Raw genomic sequence first — 20,615 nt, 5'->3', positions numbered from 1 at the left:
TGCGGGAGAGGGGCTTGAGCAGAAGCTTTGGGCAACAGCAACGAGGCCCTGCTTACTTCGCCTTCGTGGCTACCGGCTTGCCGTCGGCATCGATCACGGTGACTTCGCCCAGCTTGAGCGCGCGCACCGGCGCTTCGATCTTGGACAGGTCACCCACGATCACCCAGGTCAGCGCGTTCGTGTCGATGGCCTTGGCCGCGGCGTTGGCCTGTTCCGGGGTGAATGCTGCGACCTGCGCGTTACGCACCTGCACCCAGTTGTCCGGGCGGCCGTAACGAACGATGCCACCGATGGTGCCCATCACCGCCTGCGCGGTCTCATAGGCGCCCGGCTGGCTACGCAGGTCGTTGTCCACCACCTTGGTCACTTCGGCTGGGGTCGCAGGCACCTTGCCGGTACCGTAGTCGGCGATTTCGCGCTGCATCTCGGCGACCGATTCGGCGGTCTTGTCGATCTGCACCGGCGCCACGCCCAGGAACGGACGCTGGCCCAACGCGGACGTGATCAACGTACGCGCCCCGTAAGACCAATGCTTGTCTTCGCGCAGGTTCATGTTCAAGCGCGAGGTGAACGAACCACCGAGCACGTCATTGGACAGCTCGAGCTGCACCGCACCGGCATCCTTGGTCGACGGCATCAACTCACCGGCATAGATGTTGGCCTGCACCGCGCCCGGCTGGTCGATCAGGAACACACGCGGCTTGCTCGGGCGTGCCACCTGCGGCGTATCGCCCTTGACCGGCGCCGCCCCCTCACCCTTCCAGTCGCCGAAATGCCTGTCCAGCACCGGCACGATCTGCGCCAGCGTGGTGTCACCTACCACGATCACGGTGGCCTGCTCCGGGCGCAACCATTGCTTCTGGTAGTTCAGCAGATCCCCGCGATTGATGGCGGTGACCGAGTCCTCGGTGCCGCTGCCGGTGAACGGCATGCCGTACGGATGGTCGCTGCCATACAGCAGCGGCGGCAGCACACGCAATGCGGCGGTCTGGGGACGCGCCTTCTCCTGGGCGATGCCCGACAACCATTGGCCCTTGACGCGATCAATCTCCGCGGCGTCGAAGCGTGGTGCGCGCAGCATGGTGGCGAACAACTGCACCGACGCGTCAAGGTTCTCCTCAAGTGCCGACAGGTGAGCGTTGGAGCCATCCAGCGCCGCACTGGCAGTCAGCTGTGCACCCAGATCTTCGGCACGCGCCTTGAAAGCCAGCGAGTTCAGATCACCGGCACCTTCGTCGAGCATCTGGCTGGCGAAGTTGGCAGTGCCCAGCTTGCCGCCATGGTCGCTGGAGTAACCGCCAGCGAATTCATAGCTGATGTTGACGACCGGGATGTCATGGCGCTCGGCCAGGATCACTTTGCTGCCGTTCTTCAGGGTGGCGTGCTGCAGCGCCGGGAAGGTCAGTGAAGGGAAGGTGTCGACCTTCGGCACGCCGAGCTTACGGTCCACACTGCTGGCGGTGGTGGTGTACTTGGCATCGGCGGCCGGCAGTTGGAACGGCGCGGGCTTGGCCGAGGCTTCTTCCACCAGCGGCTTGCGCTCACCCGGCTTGACCGTAAAGGTATGGCTCGGATTGCCCAGCCACTTGGCCGTGGCTGCGCGTACCGTATCGGGCGTGGCGCTGACCACGGTCTCCAGTGATTCGCGGAAGCAGGCCGGGTTGCCGGTAAAAGTGGTGCACGAGGCCAGTGCATCTGCCTTGCCACCGAAACCGCCGATACGCTCGATGCCACGAATGAAACCTGCGCGGTACTCGGTCTTGGCGCGGGCCAGTTCCTCGGGGGTCGGGCCGTCCTTGATCAGGCGCTGCAGTTCTTCCTCGATCACCGCCTCGACGCGCGCCGGGTCCACACCCTTCTTGACCAGCGCACGGATGGCGAAATTGCCGGCCAGCTGCGAGCCATAGTTGCTGGTGCTGATGCTGTCCACCAGCTTGTCGCGGTGCACCAGACGCTCATCCAGGCGCGAGCTGGCGCTGCCACCGAGTACCTGCGAGGTCAGGTCGAGCAGGTCGGCATCCTTGTCACCCACCTGCGGCACATTCCACATCCGCTGCACCAACACCTGCGGCACCTTGTCTTCCAGTTCGGTGCGTCCGTTCTGCGCGAGCACCGCCACGTCCACCTTGGGCTGGGACATGGTCGGGGTGGCCGGGATGTCACCGAAGTACTTGGCGACCTTGGCCTGCGCCGTAGCCACATCGATGTCACCGGCCAGCACCAGCACCGTGTTGTTGGGGCCATACCAGGTCCGGAACCAGTTCTTCACGTCATCCAGTGATGCCGCGTTGAGATCATTCATCGAACCAATGGTGGTGTGGTGGTACGGGTGCCCCACCGGGAACATCGTGCGCGAGATCACTTCGCGCAACTGGCCGTAGGGCTGGTTCTCACCCTGGCGCTTTTCGTTCTGCACTACACCACGCTGCTCATCCAGGGTCTTCTGGTCGATGGCGCCCAGCAGGTGGCCCATGCGGTCGGACTCCATCCACAGCGCCATGTCCAACGCGGTGGTTGGCACGTTCTCGAAATAGTTGGTGCGGTCGGTGTTGGTGGTGCCGTTCATGTCGGTGGCACCGGCTGCTTCAAACGGCGTGAAGTACTCACCCGGCGCGTTTTCGCTGCCGTTGAACATCAGGTGCTCGAACAGGTGGGCAAAGCCGCTGCGGCCTGCCGGCTCGTCCTTGCTGCCCACGTGGTACCAGAGATTGACCGCCACGATCGGCGCCTTGCGGTCGGTATGCACCAGCACACGCAGGCCATTGGGCAGAGTGAACTCGTCGTACGGAATGTCCACCGTCGCTGGCGCGGTGACGGACCGGGTCTTGGCCTCGGCCGGCAACGGCGTGCCAACGAATCCTCCGAGGGCAGCACTGAGAGCCAGGGTCAAAAGGGCGGTACGGGGTGCTGCGCTCATTCCACTTTCCTTGGGCATGAATGTGAACGCCGATCCTAACCGGCAGCGGGCAGTTGCTGCATACGCCATGGGTCATGCCCGGCAAGCGGACAGCCAAGTGCCCGCGTCCGTGCGGCCCGCGGACTGAGTGTCCGGACAGCGGACACTTCTAAATCAAAATAATTCCTTTCAATTCAGCCACATAAAGTTGGCACGCGTCCTGCGTACTCCTCAGTGCAGCCAGATCGATCAAACGGAACATGACTGCTCGCTGAACAAACACCGGAAAATTGAAATAGTTCTTGCGTCCCGGTATTTGGTGTACTACCTTACTACCACACCACCGCTCACACACACACAGACAGGTCCCGCCATGAACGCCAAGTCCCTCGCTCTCGCCATCGCCCTCGTCGCCGGGTTTGCCTCGACCGCGCAGGCCTCGGATATCGTCACCCTGGAAACCGTGCAGGTCCGCCCGTCGGCCGACCAACTGGCCCAGGCCAACCTTGAAGCCACCAGCAGCATCCCGACCCTGGCAGCCGTGCAGGTCCGCCCGACCGTCGGCCAGATCGTCGAGCTGATGGCCGAACAGGCCGCCAACCAGCTGGCCGCAACCACGCCGATTGCCAGCGTTGCGAACTGGGTGGTGTCGCTGCCTGCGGTTACCGTCCGCCCGGACGTGCAGCAGGTGCAGGCACTGGCTGCCGAACTGGCCGCCAACGCCGTCGGCAACGTGGTCGCCAAGGGTCTGGCTTCGAACTAAGCCAGACCCCGCCGGAAGCAGCCCGGCGTAAACTTGGCTGATGACTTCCGCACCCGTTTTCGATGTCCTGCTGTACCAGCCCGAGATCCCGCCCAACACGGGCAACGTGATCCGGCTCTGCGCCAATACCGGCGCGCGACTGCACCTGATCGAGCCCCTTGGCTTTGACCTCAGTGACAAGCAGCTCAAGCGCGCCGGCCTGGATTACCACGAGTACGCAAAGATGCAGGTCCACCCCGACCTGGATACCGCGTTGGCGCGCATAGCCCCCAAGCGTCTGTTCGCAATGAGCACCCGCGGCAGCGTGCGTTATGACAGTGTTCCTTTCGCCGATGGCGACGCCTTCCTGTTCGGCCCGGAAACCCGTGGCCTGCCGCAGGACCTGCTGGACGCATTGCCCGATGGCCGCCGCCTGCGCCTGCCGATGCAACCCAACAACCGCAGTTTGAACCTGTCCAACTCGGTCGCCGTGGTGGTGTTCGAGGCGTGGCGCCAGCATGGGTTCCCTGGCGGGGCGTGAGTACTGCGGGGTAACTTCTTCTCTGAAAGCGTTACCCGCCGATCACACCCAAAGCCTGCAGTTGCTGCAACCTCGCCGCATCCAACGCCAGCACCTCGTCCAGTACCTGCGCGGTGTGCTGACCCAGCACCGGAGCCGCCTGCGTGTACTGCAGCGGCGTGGCCGAGAACTTCAACGGGTTGCGCACCATCGCCACGTTGCCACCGCCGACATGCGGCAGTTCGATGCGCAGACCGCGCGCCTGTACTTGCGGGTCGTCGAACACCTGGTCGATGCGGTTGACCGGATTGGCCGGCACCACCGCCTGCTCCAGCGCCGCCAGCCAATGTGCCGCAGGGCGCATGCTCAGACGTTGCTGCAGGTACGGCACCAGTTCGCCGCGATGGGCAACACGTGCATTGTTGGTCGCATAACGCGGATCGCCTGCCAGCTGCGGCTCGCCGATGACTTCGCACAGGCGTGCGAACTGACCATCGTTGCCGACCGCGAGCATGAAATAGCCATCGGATGCCGGCATTACCTGGTACGGCACGATATTCGGATGCGCGGTGCCCTGCCGGGTCGGCACCACCCCGCCGATCAGGTAGTTCGATGCCTGGTTGGCCAACCATGCCACCTGCGTATCCAGCAACGCCAGATCAATCTGCTGGCCGATGCCGGTGCGCTCGGCATGGCGCAGCGCGGCAAGAATGGCGCTGGCCGCGTACATGCCGGTCATCAGATCCGTCGCCGCCACGCCGACTTTCTGCGGGCCGGCGCCGGGTGAGCCATCCGGTTCGCCGGTAACGCTCATCAAGCCACCAATGGCCTGGATGGCCGCGTCGTACCCGGCACGTTTCGCATACGGGCCATCCTGGCCGTAGCCGGTGATGGAGCAGTACACCAGCGACGGGTTGATGGTATGCACACTGGCAAAATCCAGCCCGTATTTCTTCAGGCCACCGACCTTGTAGTTCTCCACCAGCACATCACAGCGGGCGAGCAGCTCGCGGATGAGGACCTGCCCTTCGGTGGTAGTGAAGTCGATGGCGACCGAACGCTTGCCGCGGTTGGCGCACAGGTAGTACGCCGATTCGGTGCTGTCGTTGCCGTCAGCATCCTTCAGATACGGCGGCCCCCAGCTGCGGGTGTCATCACCCACGCCCGGACGCTCGACCTTGATCACGTCGGCGCCGAAATCGGCCAGTACCTGCGTGGCCCACGGGCCGGCAAGGATGCGCGACAGATCAAGCACACGAACGCCTTCCAGCAACTTCATTTCGGCCACCACGCGGCACATGCATCAGGAACCGAAGGGTGCCATGCCACGGCCTTCTGAAATGCGTCGGCCAGCGCGATCAACTGCAGCTCATCGCCGAGTGTGCCAACCAGCTGCATGCCCACCGGCAACGCGCCCGCAGCAACCGGCAGCGGAACCGACAACGCGGGGTTCCCGGCAAGATTGGCGTAAGCGGTAAGGTCGGCCTGGCTGGCCGGCGCGGGTGTGCCGAACGCGAACGCGCGTTGCGGGGCGGTCGGCATCACCAGCACATCGCATTGCGCCAGCCACTGTTGCAACTGCACCTGGCCGCGATCGGCCAATTGTGACGCGGCCGCCAACTCAGCGGCGCTGCGGCCCTCGGCCCAGGACATCAGCTTGACCAACAAGGGTGAGAACCTGCTGCGGTCGCCAGCCCAGGCGTCGGCATGCTCTACCAGCAGCTCGGCTTCACACATCAACAGACCGGCACGACGTGCGCGACCGGAAGCGAAGACCGGCGACGGCAACCGCTGCAGGCGATGACCAAGCCCGGTGAGCACCCGCAGCCCCTCTTCAAAAGCGGCCTGCACATCGGGAGCGACATCGGCGGCATCACCAAAATCCACAACGCCAATGCGCAGCGGCGCACTGTCGGCAGGCACGAAATCGATCGCACGCGACTGCGCGCAATCGGCATCAAAGCCTGTCATCACCTGCAGCAACAGGCGCAGATCACGTGCAGAGCGAGTGAGGGGGCCGATGTGGTCCAGCCGGCGGCACAACGCCACCGTGCCACGTGTGCTGATCGCCCCCCAACTCGGCTTCAGGCCAACCACGCCGCAATAGCTGGCGGGGATGCGCACCGAGCCCATGGTGTCAGTCCCCAGCGCGGCCGAACACAGCCCCGCTGCCACTGCCGCACCGCTGCCGCCACTGGAACCGCCCGGCGTGTAACCAGGACGATGCGGGTTATGGCAGGCACCGTAGAACGGGTTGTCGTTGTCGGCGCCCATCGCCGCTTCATGCATGTTGAGCTTACCGACGATCACCGCACCGGCCGCACGCAGCGCGGCCACGGCGGGATTGTCGAACGCCGCAGCCGTATCGTAACGGCGTGTTTCCATACCGGCGGTGGTGACCATGCCGGCCACGTCGATGTTGTCCTTCACCGCCACCGGCAGGCCTTCCAGCGGACGTGCATGGCCGCTGCGACGGCGTGCATCCGATTCGGCGGCGGCGGCCAATGCGCCTTCGGCATCCACATAGATATAGCTGTTGATCACCGGTTGGCTGGCGTCGGTGGCGGCCAGTTGCTGGCGCAGCAGTTCCACGCTGCTCAATTCGCCGGCGGCCAGCAAGGCCGCCTGCGCGGTCATGTCCTGGCTCAGCAGTTGCGCATCGGCCTTGCTCACGGGGGCTTTCCTCAGGCGAAACGTTTGTCGATCAGACGCACCGGCTTCTGCCGGACTTCAATGCCGGTCAGCGCGGCCAATGCGCCCGGCTCCACCAGCACGATACTCATTTCAACGCCCAGCCGCTGGCGCAGCAATGCGCCGAACTCGGCGGCCAACTGTGCATCGCCCACCGCGCCGCGCGTTTCCACGTGCACCGCCAGGTCATCACGTCCGCTTTCGTCACGGCTGGCCACGCAGATGAACTCACCGGCGAACGATGCATGTTCTTCCAGCACCGGCGCCATCGCCTGGGGGAACACATTGATGCCGCGGATCTTGACCATGTTGTCGCTGCGGCCAAGGAAGCCTTCGATGCGACGCAGGTTCATGCCCAGCGTTGATGGCGTGGTCAACACGCGGGTCACGTCGTGGGTGTTGAAGCGGATGATCGGGTAGATGTCGTCCTTGTACAGGCAGGTGACCACCATGTCGCCGGTTTCGCCATCGGCCACCAATGCACCGCTGTCCACGTCGAGGATCTCGACGTACTGCGCGTCCTCCATCAGGTACAGGCCATCCTGGTCCGGGCCCTGCCCGGCAATCGCGCCGGTGTCGCCCACGCCGTACCAGTCGTACAGTTCAACACCGCCCCAGGCGGCGGAAAGCGTCTCGCGTGATTCACGGCCAAGGTGGCCGCAGATCATCCGCACCGGAATGTCCTTGCCCGGCACCAGGCCGTTCTCACGCGCCACGTCGGCCAGCTTCTTGATGTAGTCAGCGAAGCCGACAATGACATTGGCGCCCATGTTCTTCATCAGCTGCACCTGCTGCGCCGAACGCATCTCGATGCCGGTGCCGGCCGAACAGAACAACGCCTGCGTGTAATGCGTCACCGCTTCGCGCACGTAGTGGCCGCCATTGATCATGCCGTGGCCGTACACCGAATGGACCACGTCACCGGGCTGCATGCCCTGCCAGCGGTACAGGCGCGCCAGCAGCAGGCTCTGTACTTCGCGCGAATGCGGTGAGAACACCAGCGGCTGCGGACGGCCGGTGGTGCCGGAGGTCGTATGGAACACCAGCGGCTTGTTGCCGGCTTCGGTGCCGTCCTGCCAGCCGTGGAAATCGCCGAGCGGCGGATTGGCTTCCACCGAGGCCATGATTTCGTGCTTGCCGAACACTGGCAGCTTGGTGATGTCGTCAAGGCTCTGGATGTCGCCGGGCGTGATGCCGGCGTTGCCCCACAGGCGCTGGTAGAACGGAATCTGCCAGGCGCGGGCCACGCAACGCAGGAACATCGCGTTCTGCTCGGCACGCAGTTGCTCGCGGCTGATGTTCCTGAACTTGTCAGTGAAGGCCTGGTCCATCGGGAACTGGGTGAGCAGTTCCTTGATATCGAACGACTCGAAGTAGGTGGCGTAGGTCATGGGGTCTCGACAATCAGCAGGTCGACCAGCCGGCGGACATCGTCGATGTCCTGCAGATGGTCGAAGTGGGAGATCAGGGCATCGCGGCGGCCGGCGTCGAACGGACGCGCGGCGTGGTCAAGGCAGTGGTGGAACTTTTCAAGTTGCTGGGCACGCGACAGCGGCCTTTGCGGTGAGCCGATGGCGGCATCGCGGTGGTTGTGCAGCGCACGACCATCGCGCAGTACGACCGTCATTGATTGCGGCACCAGTGCATTCGGATCGTCGCGGTCGTTCGGTACCAGGCTCACCTGCGGTGCGAATGCCGCCAGACGCGGATCAGCCAGTTTTCCGGGCGCATAGGCCGACAAACCGACCTTCCCGTCCAGCAACACCGTGCCCAACAGGAAAGGCAGGCACAGCCGTGCATAGCTGGTTTCCATGGCGGGCTGACAGGGGCGTCCGACCAGGCGGCGCACCAATGGCGGTGCCTGCAGTTCGATGGACACGACGTTGTCCAGGTTCAGGCCATGCTGCTCACGCAGCTCCATCAACATGTCCTGCGCAGCATGCGCGGCGCCGCCGGTGGGGAACACCTTGTGGCTGACGTCGAGAATCTGCGCTTCGCGCGCGGCCAGCTTCTGCAGCGAGGGCGCGGTATCAAACTCCCCTTCGATCAGTGGCAGATAGCCGAATGGCCCTTCCAGCATTTCGCGTGGCGCCGGGAATCCATTGCGGGCCAGTTCCCAGCAGCTCAACGCAGCGCGCGCGTTCAATGCGACCTGCAAAGCCAGCGTGGGTGAGCCTTCCACATGTGCCTGCATGGTGCCGGACAGATGGCTGTAAATGAGGCCAAGCGCGCGACGCAGTTGTTCTTCATCGGCGCCATGCAGGTGTGCGATGCCGGCGACCGCGCCCAAGGCGCCGCACATCGACGGGCGGAAGAAGCGCATCGGCGCACGGCCGCTGATGCCGATCAGCGTCGCCACATCCACGGCGACATTGAGCGCGGTGATCAGTGCCTTGCCGTCCACCGGCAGGCCATCCACGTTTGCGCGCTGCTCGGCGGCGGCGAACAGTGCCGACTGGATCACCGCCAGCGGATGCACCACCGCCGGCATATGCACGCAATCGAATTCCTGGCTGTGGATCTGGTAGCCGTTGACCATCGCCGCACTGGCAGCAGGCAGGGCCTCGCCTGTCACCCACACCCGCGCGGCATTGCCGGCGCCGTAGCTGGCGACGCTGCGTCGCACCGTCTGGGTCAATGGCACCTGCGGGCCGGAGCCGGAAATACCGACCGCCATCGAGTCCATCGCGAAGATGCGCGTTGCGGCGACCGCCTCGGCCGACAGGTCTTCAAAGCGCAGCGTGCTTGCGTGCTGCAACAGGGCTTCGGTCAATCGCATCAGGCCACCCGCGCCAACATCGTGTTCAGGGCGTCCAGACTGCCGCCATCGGCCAGCGCCTGCACCTGCCCAAAGAGGGATTGCGCCAGCCCGGCCGATACGCCACCCCATTGCGCCAACGCCATCGCCTTGGCGATCACGTCATCGGTGGACATCGGGCATTCCGGATCGCCCCAGGCATCGATGCGTGCCGCCTCCCGCTGCCGGCCATCGGCCAGGTGCAGGACCAGCGTGGCACCGTAATGCGCAGGGAAACGTTCGCTGCATGCCGTGTCTTCGGTGAGGTGGACGCGTTCGCGCCACTGCGCCACGTCTTCGTCGCTGCAACTCTCGGCGGTGTAGTGATCCAGCTGCGGACGTCCATGTACGAAGATCGATGCCAAGGCATGTTGCAGGCTGAACTTTGCTTCCAGTTCGGTGGATGGCCGCGGGCGGTCGCAGAAGCGCAGGGCTTCGGCGTAGGTATGCACTTCAATGCGCGTGATCTGCGCGATGTCCGCCTCGGCCAGCCCACCAAGTGCCTCCCGCATCGCATCGATGGCCGGGTGCGCATGCCGGCAGGCCGGCCACGGTTTGAGGCTGGTGCTGTGGATCAACCAGTCAGCTTCGTCGGCAACCACCTGTTCCGGCACGGCATCCGGCGCGGTGGCGGCAAACAGACCCTGCTCGCCTTCCAGTATCCTGCGCGGCCCACGCATGCCCGCCAGCGCCAGTTGCGCCGCCAGCCAGCCACTGCGTGCGGCTTCGGCGTTGTGCAGCGACTTGGTCGGCACCGGCTCGTGGCGCATCTGCCACAGCCCGCCCGTGCGGCTGCCGGCATTGCCCAATGCATCGGCCAGCGCATCGGCAGGTAAGCGCAGTATCGAGGCACCTGCCGCGGCAGCGCCAAACGCGCCTGCGGTCGAGGTGGGATGCCAATAGCGATAGTGGCCACGGCCCAGTGCGCGACCCACACGGATGGTGGCTTCGTAGCCGCGTACCACTGCGTCAAGCAGCGCGATGCCATCGGCATTCTCGGCCTGTGCGGCCGCCAGCGCGACGGGAATCACCACCGGGCCCGGGTGCAGGATGGCGCCGCGATGCACGTCATCCATTTCCAGCACATTGCCCAGCGCGCCATTGATCAGCAACGCATCGTTCACGCAGCGCCCGCCGACGCCGAGCGCTGCCGCCGGACCGAACGATTGCACCTGCACCACGCTGCGCAGCTGTGCGGCGAGCGGGTAGCGCAATGCGGCCAGCGCGCAGCCCAACCAATCCACCAGCAACAACGCGGCGCGCTGCCGCGCGGCGGCATCCACCGGCCGTTGCAGGCGCTGGGCAAGCTGTTCGGTAAGGCTGGCAGCAGGCGTAGTCATCGCGTGGCGGGGGCTCGTTGCAGACAGAAAAAGCGGTGTGGCGGAAACGCTGCGGTGAAAGGAGCATAACCGACTTTGTCCGGACATATCATATGATCCACTTCCCGCAACCTGCAATCACCCCACATGCCCCGACCGCTGGATGCCGACACCTTCTTCGACCACCTTGCCCAGGGCCGCGAGATCTTCGCGCCCGGCTGCGCCGGCCACTCGCTGCTGTTTGAATCGTGGCTGCGTGCACAGCCGCAGCGCTGCGCCGGGCTGCGCTTCACCGGTGTTTACATCCCAACGGTCAACAGCTTCGATTTCGCCGCCCTGCACCCGCAGACACGCCAGCGCAGCATCTTCCTGAGTGGCGACCTGCGCGCGTCCTGGCTGGAGGGCCGCGTCGATTACCTGCCAATGACCTACACCGCCACCTGGCGCTGGCTGCGCGAGAAGGTGAGTTTCGACACCGTGCTGGTGCAAGTGGCACCACCAGATGATGACGGCAACTGCTCACTGGGCGTGGCCTGTGACTTCACCCCCGCAGCATGGCCGCGTGCGACACGCATCCTGGCGCACATCAATCCGCGCATGCCGCGCACACGCGGCCCGTCCATCCCCTTGGCGCGGATCACCGCCGCCATCGAACAGGACATGCCGCTGCTGGAAATCCCCGACCCCGCCACCGACCCGGCAATGGACGCAGTGGCCGCGCAGGTGGCCACGCTGGTGGAGGACGGCGCCACCCTGCAGTTGGGCCTGGGCAGGCTGCAATCGGCGGTACTGCGTGCGGTGCGCGAGCGCCGCAACCTGCGTATCCACAGCGGCATGGTCTCCGACGGATTGCTGGGGTTGATGGATTCCGGTGCGCTTTCACCCGCCCCGGATGCGGTCGTTGCCGGTGTGGCGCTGGGTACCGCCGCGCTGTATGACATCGCCCCGCGCACCGTTGTATTCCGCGACGTGGGCCATACCCATGATCATGCCGTGCTGGGCGCCCTGCCTCGTCTGACCGCCATCAACAGCGCATTGTCGGTGGATCTACTGGGCCAGGTGAACGGCGAGTTCCTGTCTGGACGCCAACTGAGTGGTGTCGGCGGCCTGCCCGATTTCCTGCAAGGCGCTCGCCAATCGGTAGGCGGTCGCGGCATCATTGCACTCCCTGCCAGCACCCCCAAGGGCGAAAGCAGGATTGTGCCGATGCTTCCCGCGGGGCCAGTGAGCCTGGCGCGCGTGGATGCTGACTGCATCGTCAGCGAATACGGTGTCGCCGACCTGCGCCACCTTGATGTCCACGCCAGGGCCCGTGCCCTGATCGCCATTGCCGCTCCCGAACACCGCGAAGCCCTGGAACGCAATTGGCAGGCGCTTTCGCACAGACTTTGAACAAGGATCAGTACATATGACTGGTACGCGACGCAGCAAGCCCCGCTATGCCGAACTTGGCGATCTGTTACAGGCAGCAATCGAGAAAGGCGAGTACGCCGTGGGCACCCTGCTGCCCACCGAACTGGAACTATGCGAGCGCTTCAGCGTCAGCCGCCACACCGCACGCGCGGCACTGGCACAGTTGATCAGCGCCGGGCTGGTACAGCGCCGCCCGGGCGCCGGCACCCGGGTGATCGCGCAGAGTGCAGCGATGCGCTACGAACATGAGATCGACACGGTCGACCTGCTGATGCAGTACGGCAACAGCACCCGCCTGAAGGTACTTGAAGCCCAGCGCCTGGTCGCCGATGCGGCAATCGCGCAGCGCCTGGATATCGCCGAAGGCAAGGAATACCTGCGCCTGCACTGCCTGCGCCTGGAAGAACAGACCCGCGAGCCGATCGCGGTGACCGAGATGCTGGTGCCGGTGCGCAGCGGCGTGCCCGTCGACAAGCTGCTGGACGTGGCAGGCGCGGCGCGGGCGGTTGCCAGGTTCCTTGATCCGTCCCGGCTGTCGCGCGTGGAGCAGGTATTTGATGCCGCCTCGTTCGATGCCGCTGACGCCAAACTGCTGGACATCAAGAAGACCGAACCGGCCATGCGCGTGCAGCGTCGATATCGCGATGCCAATGGCCGCCTGCTGCTGATGGCGATCAGCCTGCACCCACCAGGCAGGTTCGCGTACTCGATGGTGCTGTCGCGCAATCATCGTTGAGGGTGGAGCCCCCCTCACCCCAACCCCTCTCCCGCACGCGGGAGAGGGGCTTTGAGCAAGGGCTTTGAGCAAGGGCTTCAAGCAAGGACTTCTAGCCCGGTGCTTCATGCCCTCATTTCTTGAACAACAACGCCAGCACGCTCGGCTGCAGCGCCAATCGCATCATCTGCCGGAACTCGGCAGGCGTCAGGCTGGTTTTGCACGGCAGCATGCCGGCGACACCATCCATCACCAGCAGGCCATCTTCGGCCTTGACGTCATTGATGCGCACGTCGAGCTTCATCGCCGGAGTCGCAACCTTCATGCGCCGCCCTCCCAGTGCTTCAGGCCGACGATTTCACGGCCCGCCGCGCGGCCGGAAATCATCGCTTCGGTCAGGTACGAACCGTTCTGGTACAGATCCGAGAACATCGAGCCCATCTCGCCGGCTTCGTACAGGCGCGGGATCGGCTGGCCTTCGTGGTCCAGCACTTCGGACTTGATGTTGCGGCGCGCACCACCGCCCGTGCAGACGATCACCGGGTCCACGCGCACCCCGTAGAACGGGCCCTGTGCGATCGGGAACAGCGTGTCCGGGTTGCGGCCGAAATCGGCATCCTGTTTGGCAGTGCAGGCCGCGTTGTAGCGGTCCACCGCTGCGCGCAGTTTGGCTGGGTCACGGCTGATCTTCAGCGCCAGTTCTTCAAGCGTATCGGCCTTCTGGATCCAGCCCTTCTCGATTTCCACCGCGTTGTCGTCGGACCACTTGTAGCCACGCACCACCGGGTTCCAGCTCATCACTTCCACCACCAGCTTGTTGTACTGGCAGGTGATGGCATCGAAGATCATGTGCACCGGCTGCGCGCGATAGTGCGGCGTGTCCACCCAGTGGCCGTGCTTCTTTTCCTTGTAGTGGGTGAGCTGCAGTTCGGCGGTTTCGTTGTAGAAACGCTCGGTGTTGGCGTCCACTTCAATCCAGCTGAAGCTCTGCCAGAAGAAGTTGCGCAGGAAGCCGTTGACGAAGCCTTCCGGCTTGAACCCCGGCCAGATGCCACCGGACTGGCCCTGGTTGCGCATGTGCCACAGGTCGGCACCGGCCTTTTGCAGGATCTTGATGCCGTCGCCGGTGTTGTGCGGCGTGCCCAGCGGTGCCGGGTTGGCCAGACCGAAATAGTTGCGCTGCATGTCCAGGTTGGCTTCAAAGCCACCGGTGGCCATCACCACGCCCTTGTTGGCACGGATGGCGATGGGCTGGCCGTTCTGCTCGGCAATCACGCCGAATACTTCCAGCGTGTCCGGGTCCTGCACCAGGTCCTTGATCGGCGATTCAAACGCAATCTGGATGCGCGGGCGCAGGCGGATGTTCTCGCGGAAGGCCAGGTACACACCCGACGGGATCGGCAGGATGGTGGCAGTGCAGTGCACGGCCTCGCGCGCACCGAACTCGGGGAACTCCAGCACCGCATCGCGCTCGGAGAAGCCGGTGCCGTGGATGAACTGCGCACCGGCCTGCGCCGCGCGTTCCTGGATCCACGGCTCCAGCGCTTCCATGGCCTCGGACCACGGCACCAGCATGTCTTCGGGGATCGGGTTGGCCTCGCTCATCTTGCGCTGGTACTCGGCCAGCACCTTGGCGTTCTTGGTGATCAGCAGCGACTGGCCGGCCACCCGGCTGTTGCCGCCGGTCTCGGCCTCGTTGGCCTTTTCCAGGATGAGGATGGACAGGCTCGGGTCCAGGTCATGCGCCTCGATGGCGGCGCACATCGATGCCAGGCCAAAGCCGGCGATGACGAGATCGTACTGCTGGTCCCACTGTTTGACGGCGTTGAGGCTGGCCATGGTTCCCCTCCGGGAGTTGCGATCCCCCGACTATCAGCGGCCCGCCCCGCTGACCGCCAACCAATTCGCGTACGATCCACAACCATTGGTTGTATTGATGGACACCCATGGATCTCCGCCAGCTCCGCTACTTCCTGTCCGTGGTCGAACACGGCAGCTTCACCCGCGCCGCCGCCGCCACCGGCCGCACCCAGCAGGCCCTGAGCAAGGGCATCCAGGCGCTGGAACAGCAGCTCGGGGCCCGCCTGTTCGAACGCGGCAGCCGCGAGGCGCGGCTGACCGACGTCGGCCGCCTGCTGATGGAACACGCCCAGCCCGCCCACGACGCCGTGCGTCGTTTCGAGGACCGCCTGCAGGAGCTGCAGACCGGCGCCGAAGGCCAGGTCCGCATCGGCACCGGCCCCAGCACCGCAGGCTCGCTGGTCGCCCCGGCGGTGCTGGCGCTGCGCCGGCACTGGCCGAAGATCGGCATCCACGTCAGTGGCGGCATCCTGCCCGAGCTGCTACCCAACCTGCTCGCGCGCGAACTGGATGCAGTGGTCACCCTGCACACCTTCGGCGACGGCGACCCGGACCCGCGCATCCATAGCGAAGTGCTGATGCACGACGAATATCGTGTCCTCGCCAGCGTGCGTCATCCGCTCGCCCGGCAACGCGATATCAGCGCCGCGCAGCTGCTGGAGCAGGCATGGATATTCGGTCGCCGCCTGGGCGCGGTGGAAGGCGCATTTCGTCAACGCTTCCACGAAGCCGGATTGGAGCCGCCACTCAACACGATGGAAAGCGGATCACCGGAATTCATGCGCGCGATGATCCGCGACGGTGGTTATCTCACCCTGCTGCCGAGCCGCCTGGCGCAGGCAGAGTTGCTGGCCGGGCAATGGGTGAAGCTGGATGCACCGGGGTTCGCCTGGCAACGGCCAGTGATGGTTTACACGCGCGATGGCGAGCCGCAGAGCGCGCCACTGGCGAGATTTCTGCAGGCGTTGAGAAATGCGGCGGAGCTGGCGAAGGTAAGAGAAGTAGCGTGAGAGGGCTTGCCTGGCTCGGCAATCCCACCTTGAAATGGCTCTCGGCTCAGCGGGTTACACCGGACAAAACCGGGGTGTAATCCATATAGCCGCTAATCAGCGGTAGTTTCCGTCTGGGCCGCGTTGGAACGGATGGGAACGGCCCGAACCAAGTGCCTGATCGGCAGGAAGAACTTGGATCTTCCATCCACATACCAAGGCAGACATACTCGGTGTTACACCGCTCTTCGGTGGTCTACTTAGAGTTAGCACTCACATGAACTTCCAACCCATAACGATTTTACTCACCCTGCTCGGCGGCCTTGCGCTCGCCGGCATTCTGGGCTGGATACGCAAACCGCGCCTGGTCGTCTTTGTTCCGCGGCTGTTCTCCCATTCGCGGATCTCTGACAAGGGGCAGATTGTCGAAGTCTCCATCCTTAACCGAGGCTTCAAAACGGAAGAGCAAGTTGAGCTTTCGCTAAATCCTCAGCTGCACTACGAGCTGATTGGTAGCAACAATCCGGATGCGACGCTCAACGGCGCGAAGCTTGCGATTCCTCGCATTGGGAGTGCAGATGATTGCTCGGTACTCCTTCAAGCAGATAACGGAAAATTCTCGCACGAGGACATAGTTAAGTGCCTCTCAAAAGAGTCGAAAGGGACGGTCACGACCAAGCTCGAAGAGCTTCCCATTACAGCGCAGCAGCGCGTGGGAGTCGTTGGTTTTGTTGCGTTCCTAGTTGTCGCAGGCGCACTCCTGTTCAAGAGCATCGACAAAATATTTGAAACAATCAATCCCGAAGTCGCGGCGAAAAACGAGACGCAGGCTAGACCCGTGCCGCCAAAGCCTGATCTTCAAGGGTGGAGCATCCCAAGCGTCTATGAGGATGAAGCTATGTACAAGCAGATCGTTACAAAAGACCTGCAGATCGCAATGGGAACAGTCACGCGACGAGGGCGAACTCTTTCAATCCCTATCACTGTCGCTAACGGCACTACTGAACCATTTGCACTCACGGCGTGGACATCGTCCCCCGTTGATGACAGTGGAATCAGTTTCGAGCGGCGCAGAGTAAATAGTCGCCTACTTTTCCCAAAAGGAAACTTCGAGTACACGCTCCAGGCAGCTACGGGCAGCGGAGAAGCCGAGAAGGCCGCGCTAGTCGAAGTCTTCTTGACCCGTGAGGGAGGCCAAACGCTCAAAGCAACACGCATGGTTAGCGCGGAGTGAGTTCTAACAGTTCATTCAAGCCGACCGCTGCTTCGCAGCGTCGGCTTAATTCTGGCGTTAGGCGGTCAGATGCGTGCACTCATTGAAGGCAGTGAGATCAGCTCAGCAAAGTCCTTCTACGTGCCAAGCATGTTACTGAGCTCGTACCATCCCACGGGCCAAGGCCTTGTGTGCCGACTCGATATTCCCAAGTCAGAACTCCTGGAAGTGCTTCAGGAGCCGTATGACCAACTGGTCAAGGAGTTGCGACGCGACGGTGAAGCGACTGGCGAGACAGATTCATTTGGAAAAGCGGGCTATCCACCGCTGGTGATCCTACTGGAGGAGCCTCAGCTACTTCTGGAGGTCTTTGGCACCTACCTTGCGGACGACTTTTTTACTCTCGCGCAGCTTCGCGATTCGAGCGAACCTTCCGGCTACTTCATTAGGCAGTTCACTTCTTTATCGACCATGGGAGACTTCGTGATCTTCGATGCCGAAAGCCTGCCTTATCGTTAGATCAGTCTGGCAAAGATGTGGCTCCTCGGCTCCGCCGCGACTCGAGAAGCCCAACAATTCATTCAAGCCGATGCCGCTACGCGGCGCGGCTTAATTCCGGAGTTAGGTGCCATGAGACAAGCGCCATCGCCGAGCATTCTAAAGATGGACTTGGCCGTTCTCGGGCTCTTGGCGGCCTTCGCAGTCGCTGCGTTCGTGTTTAGAGATAGCCTAGGTCCTCTCGTCTTCGCCGGGCTAGTTTTTGCATTGCTGGTGCAGCTCCTGCGGGTTGCTTTCTTGCGTGGGCGCAGCGAAACACTTCAGAGGCTTTGGGGTGCGGTCAAGGACGCGTTCTGGGGTATTGGCTAAACGACATCCCTTTCAGGGATCACCGACCATGGCACCTAACAATTCATTCAAGCCGAACCCGCTTCGCGGGTCGGCTTAATACCGGAGTTAGGCGGCAGGAGCGAGCTATGCGACTACTCATTTCACTTGGCGTCGGCCTACTACTTTCCGCTCTCTTCCTTGGCATAGCCTTCGCCACCGACAGTGCGGGCGGGGCTTGGCATCACCTTCGCGACGTGTTCATTGGCCCACCCCTTTGGTTGTTGCAGAGTGCACTTCCTGCCATTTCCCAATCCTTCGCCATACGGCCCGGCAGCGCATACAGCGGCGCGTCGTTCTTCATGATTTTCTTCGTACTGTTCTGGTGGCTGGCATGCTCTGTACTGGTGTTCTCCATCCGTAGCCAGCCGCCTAACGGTTCATTCAAGCCCAACTCGCTTCGCGAGTCGGCTTAATTCCAGAGTTAGATCTCAATGACAGTTCCCCGCAAAATTGTCCTCCATTCGCTCAGCGGCTATCGGCCAGAGTTGGCGGCAATGGTCGAGGGCTGGATTCGGGCGGGGGTTCAGTACGTCGGCGTCGTCGGCCAGGAAGCAACGAGAGTAGAGGACGCAATTGATGATCTATGTGTTGGTGATGGCACCAGCCCATACTTCATGCTCACAGCCGCCCATGACGATACCGAGACGCTAGAGGATGCGATCTTTCTTGCCGAGCAGATCTCAACCATTGCTGGCTCGGTGGCAGTGGTTGAGCTCTAACAATTCAATCAAGCCGAAACCGCTTCGTGGTTCGGCTTATTTCAGGCGTTAGGTGCTAACAGGAGTCTCATGGATACTCTTCTGACATCTGTACTGACTGGGGGCATCGCTGGTGGAACGGTTGTACTCCTTATTGCATTTCTAGTTCCACGCAAGTCATGTCCAAAGTGCAATACGCCGTTGCCAAGGTTCCGCAAGCCATCCAATACTCGTGAGGCCATGCTGGGAGGTTGGCACTGCCCGACATGCAGTGCAAAAATTGCTCGTAACGGGTCGCTCCTCTCAAATGACGCTCGATGACAGGCGCGCCTAACAGTTCATTCAAGCCGAACCCGCTGCGCGGGTCGGCTTAACTCCAGAGTTAGGCTAATAAAAATGCTCATCGCCCTGCACAATAACCAACGAAAGAGAGCAGAAACTGCAGGCAGCGGGCAGATAGGGAAATGCCCTTGGACTGGCCTAGACGTGAAAGCTCATGTTGGAGCTATTCGGCAGTATTGGGCCTATATCGGTGGACAGCCTAGGCTACCGTCTGGGTATGAGCCGGAGTCAGATTGGCACCGCTGCTGGAAGGCAGTTGTTGATGACGCTCATTGTGAGGTAGTCATGGGGCAAAGTAGAGAACATAGGGCAGACATTCTCGGCAGCAATGACACAATAATTGAAATACAAAAAAGCGTTATTGATATACGCGACGTAAGAGATAGGACAGAGTTCTATTTCCAGCAGTCTGGAAAGCGGATGGTATGGGTGGTTGATATTCAGGAATTTTGGCTGAAGAGGTTCTCTCTCGTCCCCACTGAGAAGTCCGGTCAATTCAAAGCCAACTGGAAACCTAGAAGAATGTGGCTATGGGACATAGCAAAAACACCAGACACTCATCTGTACCTCGAGTTCAACCAGAAGAACGACAAGCTGCTTCATTGCTGGATTCATGAATCGGAAATGTATTGCAAGTACATCACCAAAGAAAAGTTCTTTATGACTTACCTCGATAGTGTTTCGTGCACTCGTTTTCGCGGATTTCCCAAGGCAGCTCTTGATGTTCTGCAAGGATTGGCCTAACAATTCATTCAAGCCGACGCCGCTTCGCGGCTCGACTTAACTCTGGCGTTAGGCGCCACGCCCAAGGAGAGTTATGTCATACGACCTGATTGTCTACCTCAAGCGCAACGTGATGCCATCACCAGAAGCTTGGCGTGCTGCCATAGTTGAGGCGGGCTTTCCGGTCGCACTGGACTCCGAATTTGACATGGACACGTTCTCTGGCTTCCTTCCTTGTCCGGTTCGCGGTGAGATATCCGGCTTTGAGTACTACGCATCAAACGTTTCATCGGAGGACGTCGAAGAAATGCAGCTGGCACCGGGCACTGACTTCTCAGTTCAGTTCTGTATTGGTTCACGCCCGCTTGAGTTGGTGTCAGCCATTGCCGCATCTAGCGTCCTGGCCGCAATGACGGGCGGCTCCCTTGATGACCCTCAGACAGGCGAGTCAGTGCTGGCTGACAGCGCAATTGGTTGGGCGAGACATCAGCTTGCGCAGGCAGAGGCCTAACAATTCATCCAAGCCGAAGCCGCTTCGCGGCTCGGCATAATTCCAAAGTTAGGCCGAAAAAATGCAGAAATTCAAATGGCGAAAAGAACGTTGGTATCGGTGCTCTATAGCTGTCGCCACCGTTCTCGCGATAGTTGCCTTGGCTTCACATCCAGAATTGCGGCTATTGCTGCCGCTCGTTGATGTGCTTGGGTTGGATATCTTTATTTTTCTAATCGGCTCACAGGTTTTCACGTTTGTGCAGCCACTGGCTTCGTCGTTCTATCGAGCGATCCTCCGGCCAGCACTCCGCAGAGTG

19 protein-coding genes are annotated in these 20,615 nt (G+C 62.4%); 11 read left to right on the top strand and 8 right to left on the bottom strand.

Translation table 11 applies throughout. From position 1 onward, the window contains the following. Positions 1-52: 52 nt before the first annotated feature. Positions 53-2,917 (bottom strand): M16 family metallopeptidase, encoded by a 2,865-nt coding sequence (locus ABB26_RS11255; RefSeq protein ID WP_057634123.1) that lies wholly within the window; start codon positions 2,915-2,917, stop codon positions 53-55. A 352-nt stretch (positions 2,918-3,269) separates the two neighbouring features. Here ABB26_RS11255 and ABB26_RS11250 point away from each other — a divergent pair, with 352 nt between their 5' ends. Continuing rightward, complete coding sequence (locus ABB26_RS11250; RefSeq protein ID WP_057634121.1) at positions 3,270-3,659, top strand: hypothetical protein; 390 nt, start codon at positions 3,270-3,272, stop codon at positions 3,657-3,659. Between the two features lie 40 nt (positions 3,660-3,699). Then, a complete protein-coding gene (gene trmL / locus ABB26_RS11245) occupies positions 3,700-4,179 on the top strand; it encodes a tRNA (uridine(34)/cytosine(34)/5-carboxymethylaminomethyluridine(34)-2'-O)-methyltransferase TrmL (RefSeq protein ID WP_057634118.1) in 480 nt (159 codons plus the stop codon). A 31-nt stretch (positions 4,180-4,210) separates the two neighbouring features. Here trmL and ABB26_RS11240 read toward each other — a convergent pair whose 3' ends face one another. Genes ABB26_RS11240 through ABB26_RS11220 form a run of 5 tightly spaced genes read right to left on the bottom strand, consistent with a single transcriptional unit; the run spans position 4,211 to position 10,986 of the window. Further along, positions 4,211-5,437: a CaiB/BaiF CoA transferase family protein gene (locus ABB26_RS11240; RefSeq protein ID WP_152982648.1), complete on the bottom strand. Its 1,227-nt coding sequence runs from the start codon at positions 5,435-5,437 to the stop codon at positions 4,211-4,213. Then, complete coding sequence (locus ABB26_RS11235; protein ID WP_057634115.1) at positions 5,434-6,831, bottom strand: amidase; 1,398 nt, start codon at positions 6,829-6,831, stop codon at positions 5,434-5,436. The genes ABB26_RS11240 and ABB26_RS11235 overlap by 4 nt, the downstream gene beginning before the upstream one ends. 11 nt (positions 6,832-6,842) lie before the next feature. Further along, complete coding sequence (locus tag ABB26_RS11230; RefSeq protein ID WP_057634113.1) at positions 6,843-8,240, bottom strand: phenylacetate--CoA ligase family protein; 1,398 nt, start codon at positions 8,238-8,240, stop codon at positions 6,843-6,845. Continuing rightward, on the bottom strand, positions 8,237-9,628 hold the full coding sequence (locus tag ABB26_RS11225) for an MmgE/PrpD family protein (protein ID WP_057634108.1): 1,392 nt from the start codon (positions 9,626-9,628) through the stop codon (positions 8,237-8,239). The genes ABB26_RS11230 and ABB26_RS11225 overlap by 4 nt, the downstream gene beginning before the upstream one ends. Continuing rightward, entirely contained in the window at positions 9,628-10,986 is a 1,359-nt protein-coding gene (locus tag ABB26_RS11220) for an MmgE/PrpD family protein (RefSeq protein WP_057634107.1), read from the bottom strand. The genes ABB26_RS11225 and ABB26_RS11220 overlap by 1 nt, the downstream gene beginning before the upstream one ends. A gap of 126 nt (positions 10,987-11,112) precedes the next feature. Here ABB26_RS11220 and ABB26_RS11215 point away from each other — a divergent pair, with 126 nt between their 5' ends. Together ABB26_RS11215 and ABB26_RS11210 are read left to right on the top strand one after the other, a co-directional pair. Beyond that, entirely contained in the window at positions 11,113-12,357 is a 1,245-nt protein-coding gene (locus ABB26_RS11215; protein WP_057634105.1) for an acetyl-CoA hydrolase/transferase family protein, read from the top strand. A 16-nt stretch (positions 12,358-12,373) separates the two neighbouring features. Then, positions 12,374-13,114: a GntR family transcriptional regulator gene (locus tag ABB26_RS11210; RefSeq protein ID WP_057634103.1), complete on the top strand. Its 741-nt coding sequence runs from the start codon at positions 12,374-12,376 to the stop codon at positions 13,112-13,114. Between the two features lie 112 nt (positions 13,115-13,226). On the opposite strand, the gene ABB26_RS19000 is transcribed toward ABB26_RS11210, so the two are convergent. Then, the gene (locus tag ABB26_RS19000; RefSeq protein WP_152982646.1) at positions 13,227-13,418 is read right to left on the bottom strand and encodes a hypothetical protein; all 192 of its coding nucleotides are present in this window, start codon (positions 13,416-13,418) and stop codon (positions 13,227-13,229) included. Next, positions 13,415-14,932: an FAD-dependent oxidoreductase gene (locus ABB26_RS11205; RefSeq protein ID WP_057634102.1), complete on the bottom strand. Its 1,518-nt coding sequence runs from the start codon at positions 14,930-14,932 to the stop codon at positions 13,415-13,417. Before ABB26_RS11205 ends, ABB26_RS19000 begins: the two co-directional genes overlap by 4 nt. 107 nt (positions 14,933-15,039) lie before the next feature. Here ABB26_RS11205 and ABB26_RS11200 point away from each other — a divergent pair, with 107 nt between their 5' ends. From ABB26_RS11200 to ABB26_RS11165, 7 genes are all read left to right on the top strand, one after another. Beyond that, positions 15,040-15,963: a LysR family transcriptional regulator gene (locus ABB26_RS11200; RefSeq protein WP_057634100.1), complete on the top strand. Its 924-nt coding sequence runs from the start codon at positions 15,040-15,042 to the stop codon at positions 15,961-15,963. Positions 15,964-16,219: 256 nt separating this feature from the next. Further along, positions 16,220-17,176 (top strand): hypothetical protein, encoded by a 957-nt coding sequence (locus tag ABB26_RS11195; protein ID WP_057634097.1) that lies wholly within the window; start codon positions 16,220-16,222, stop codon positions 17,174-17,176. A 69-nt stretch (positions 17,177-17,245) separates the two neighbouring features. Continuing rightward, complete coding sequence (locus ABB26_RS11190) at positions 17,246-17,674, top strand: hypothetical protein (protein ID WP_057634095.1); 429 nt, start codon at positions 17,246-17,248, stop codon at positions 17,672-17,674. 455 nt (positions 17,675-18,129) lie between these two features. After that, complete coding sequence (locus ABB26_RS11180) at positions 18,130-18,456, top strand: hypothetical protein (protein WP_057634092.1); 327 nt, start codon at positions 18,130-18,132, stop codon at positions 18,454-18,456. Between the two features lie 18 nt (positions 18,457-18,474). Continuing rightward, the gene (locus ABB26_RS11175; RefSeq protein ID WP_057634091.1) at positions 18,475-18,762 is read left to right on the top strand and encodes a hypothetical protein; all 288 of its coding nucleotides are present in this window, start codon (positions 18,475-18,477) and stop codon (positions 18,760-18,762) included. 375 nt (positions 18,763-19,137) lie between these two features. Then, positions 19,138-19,827, top strand: coding sequence for a competence protein CoiA family protein (locus ABB26_RS11170; RefSeq protein WP_152982645.1), 690 nt, complete (start codon positions 19,138-19,140; stop codon positions 19,825-19,827). Between the two features lie 73 nt (positions 19,828-19,900). Then, positions 19,901-20,317: a hypothetical protein gene (locus tag ABB26_RS11165; RefSeq protein ID WP_057634087.1), complete on the top strand. Its 417-nt coding sequence runs from the start codon at positions 19,901-19,903 to the stop codon at positions 20,315-20,317. Positions 20,318-20,615 lie beyond the last annotated feature (298 nt).

Source organism: Stenotrophomonas humi (assembly GCF_001431415.1).
Lineage (GTDB): Bacteria > Pseudomonadota > Gammaproteobacteria > Xanthomonadales > Xanthomonadaceae > Stenotrophomonas > Stenotrophomonas humi.
Note: the sequence above shows the minus strand (reverse complement) of the source record. Positions and strands in the feature narration are given on the sequence as shown.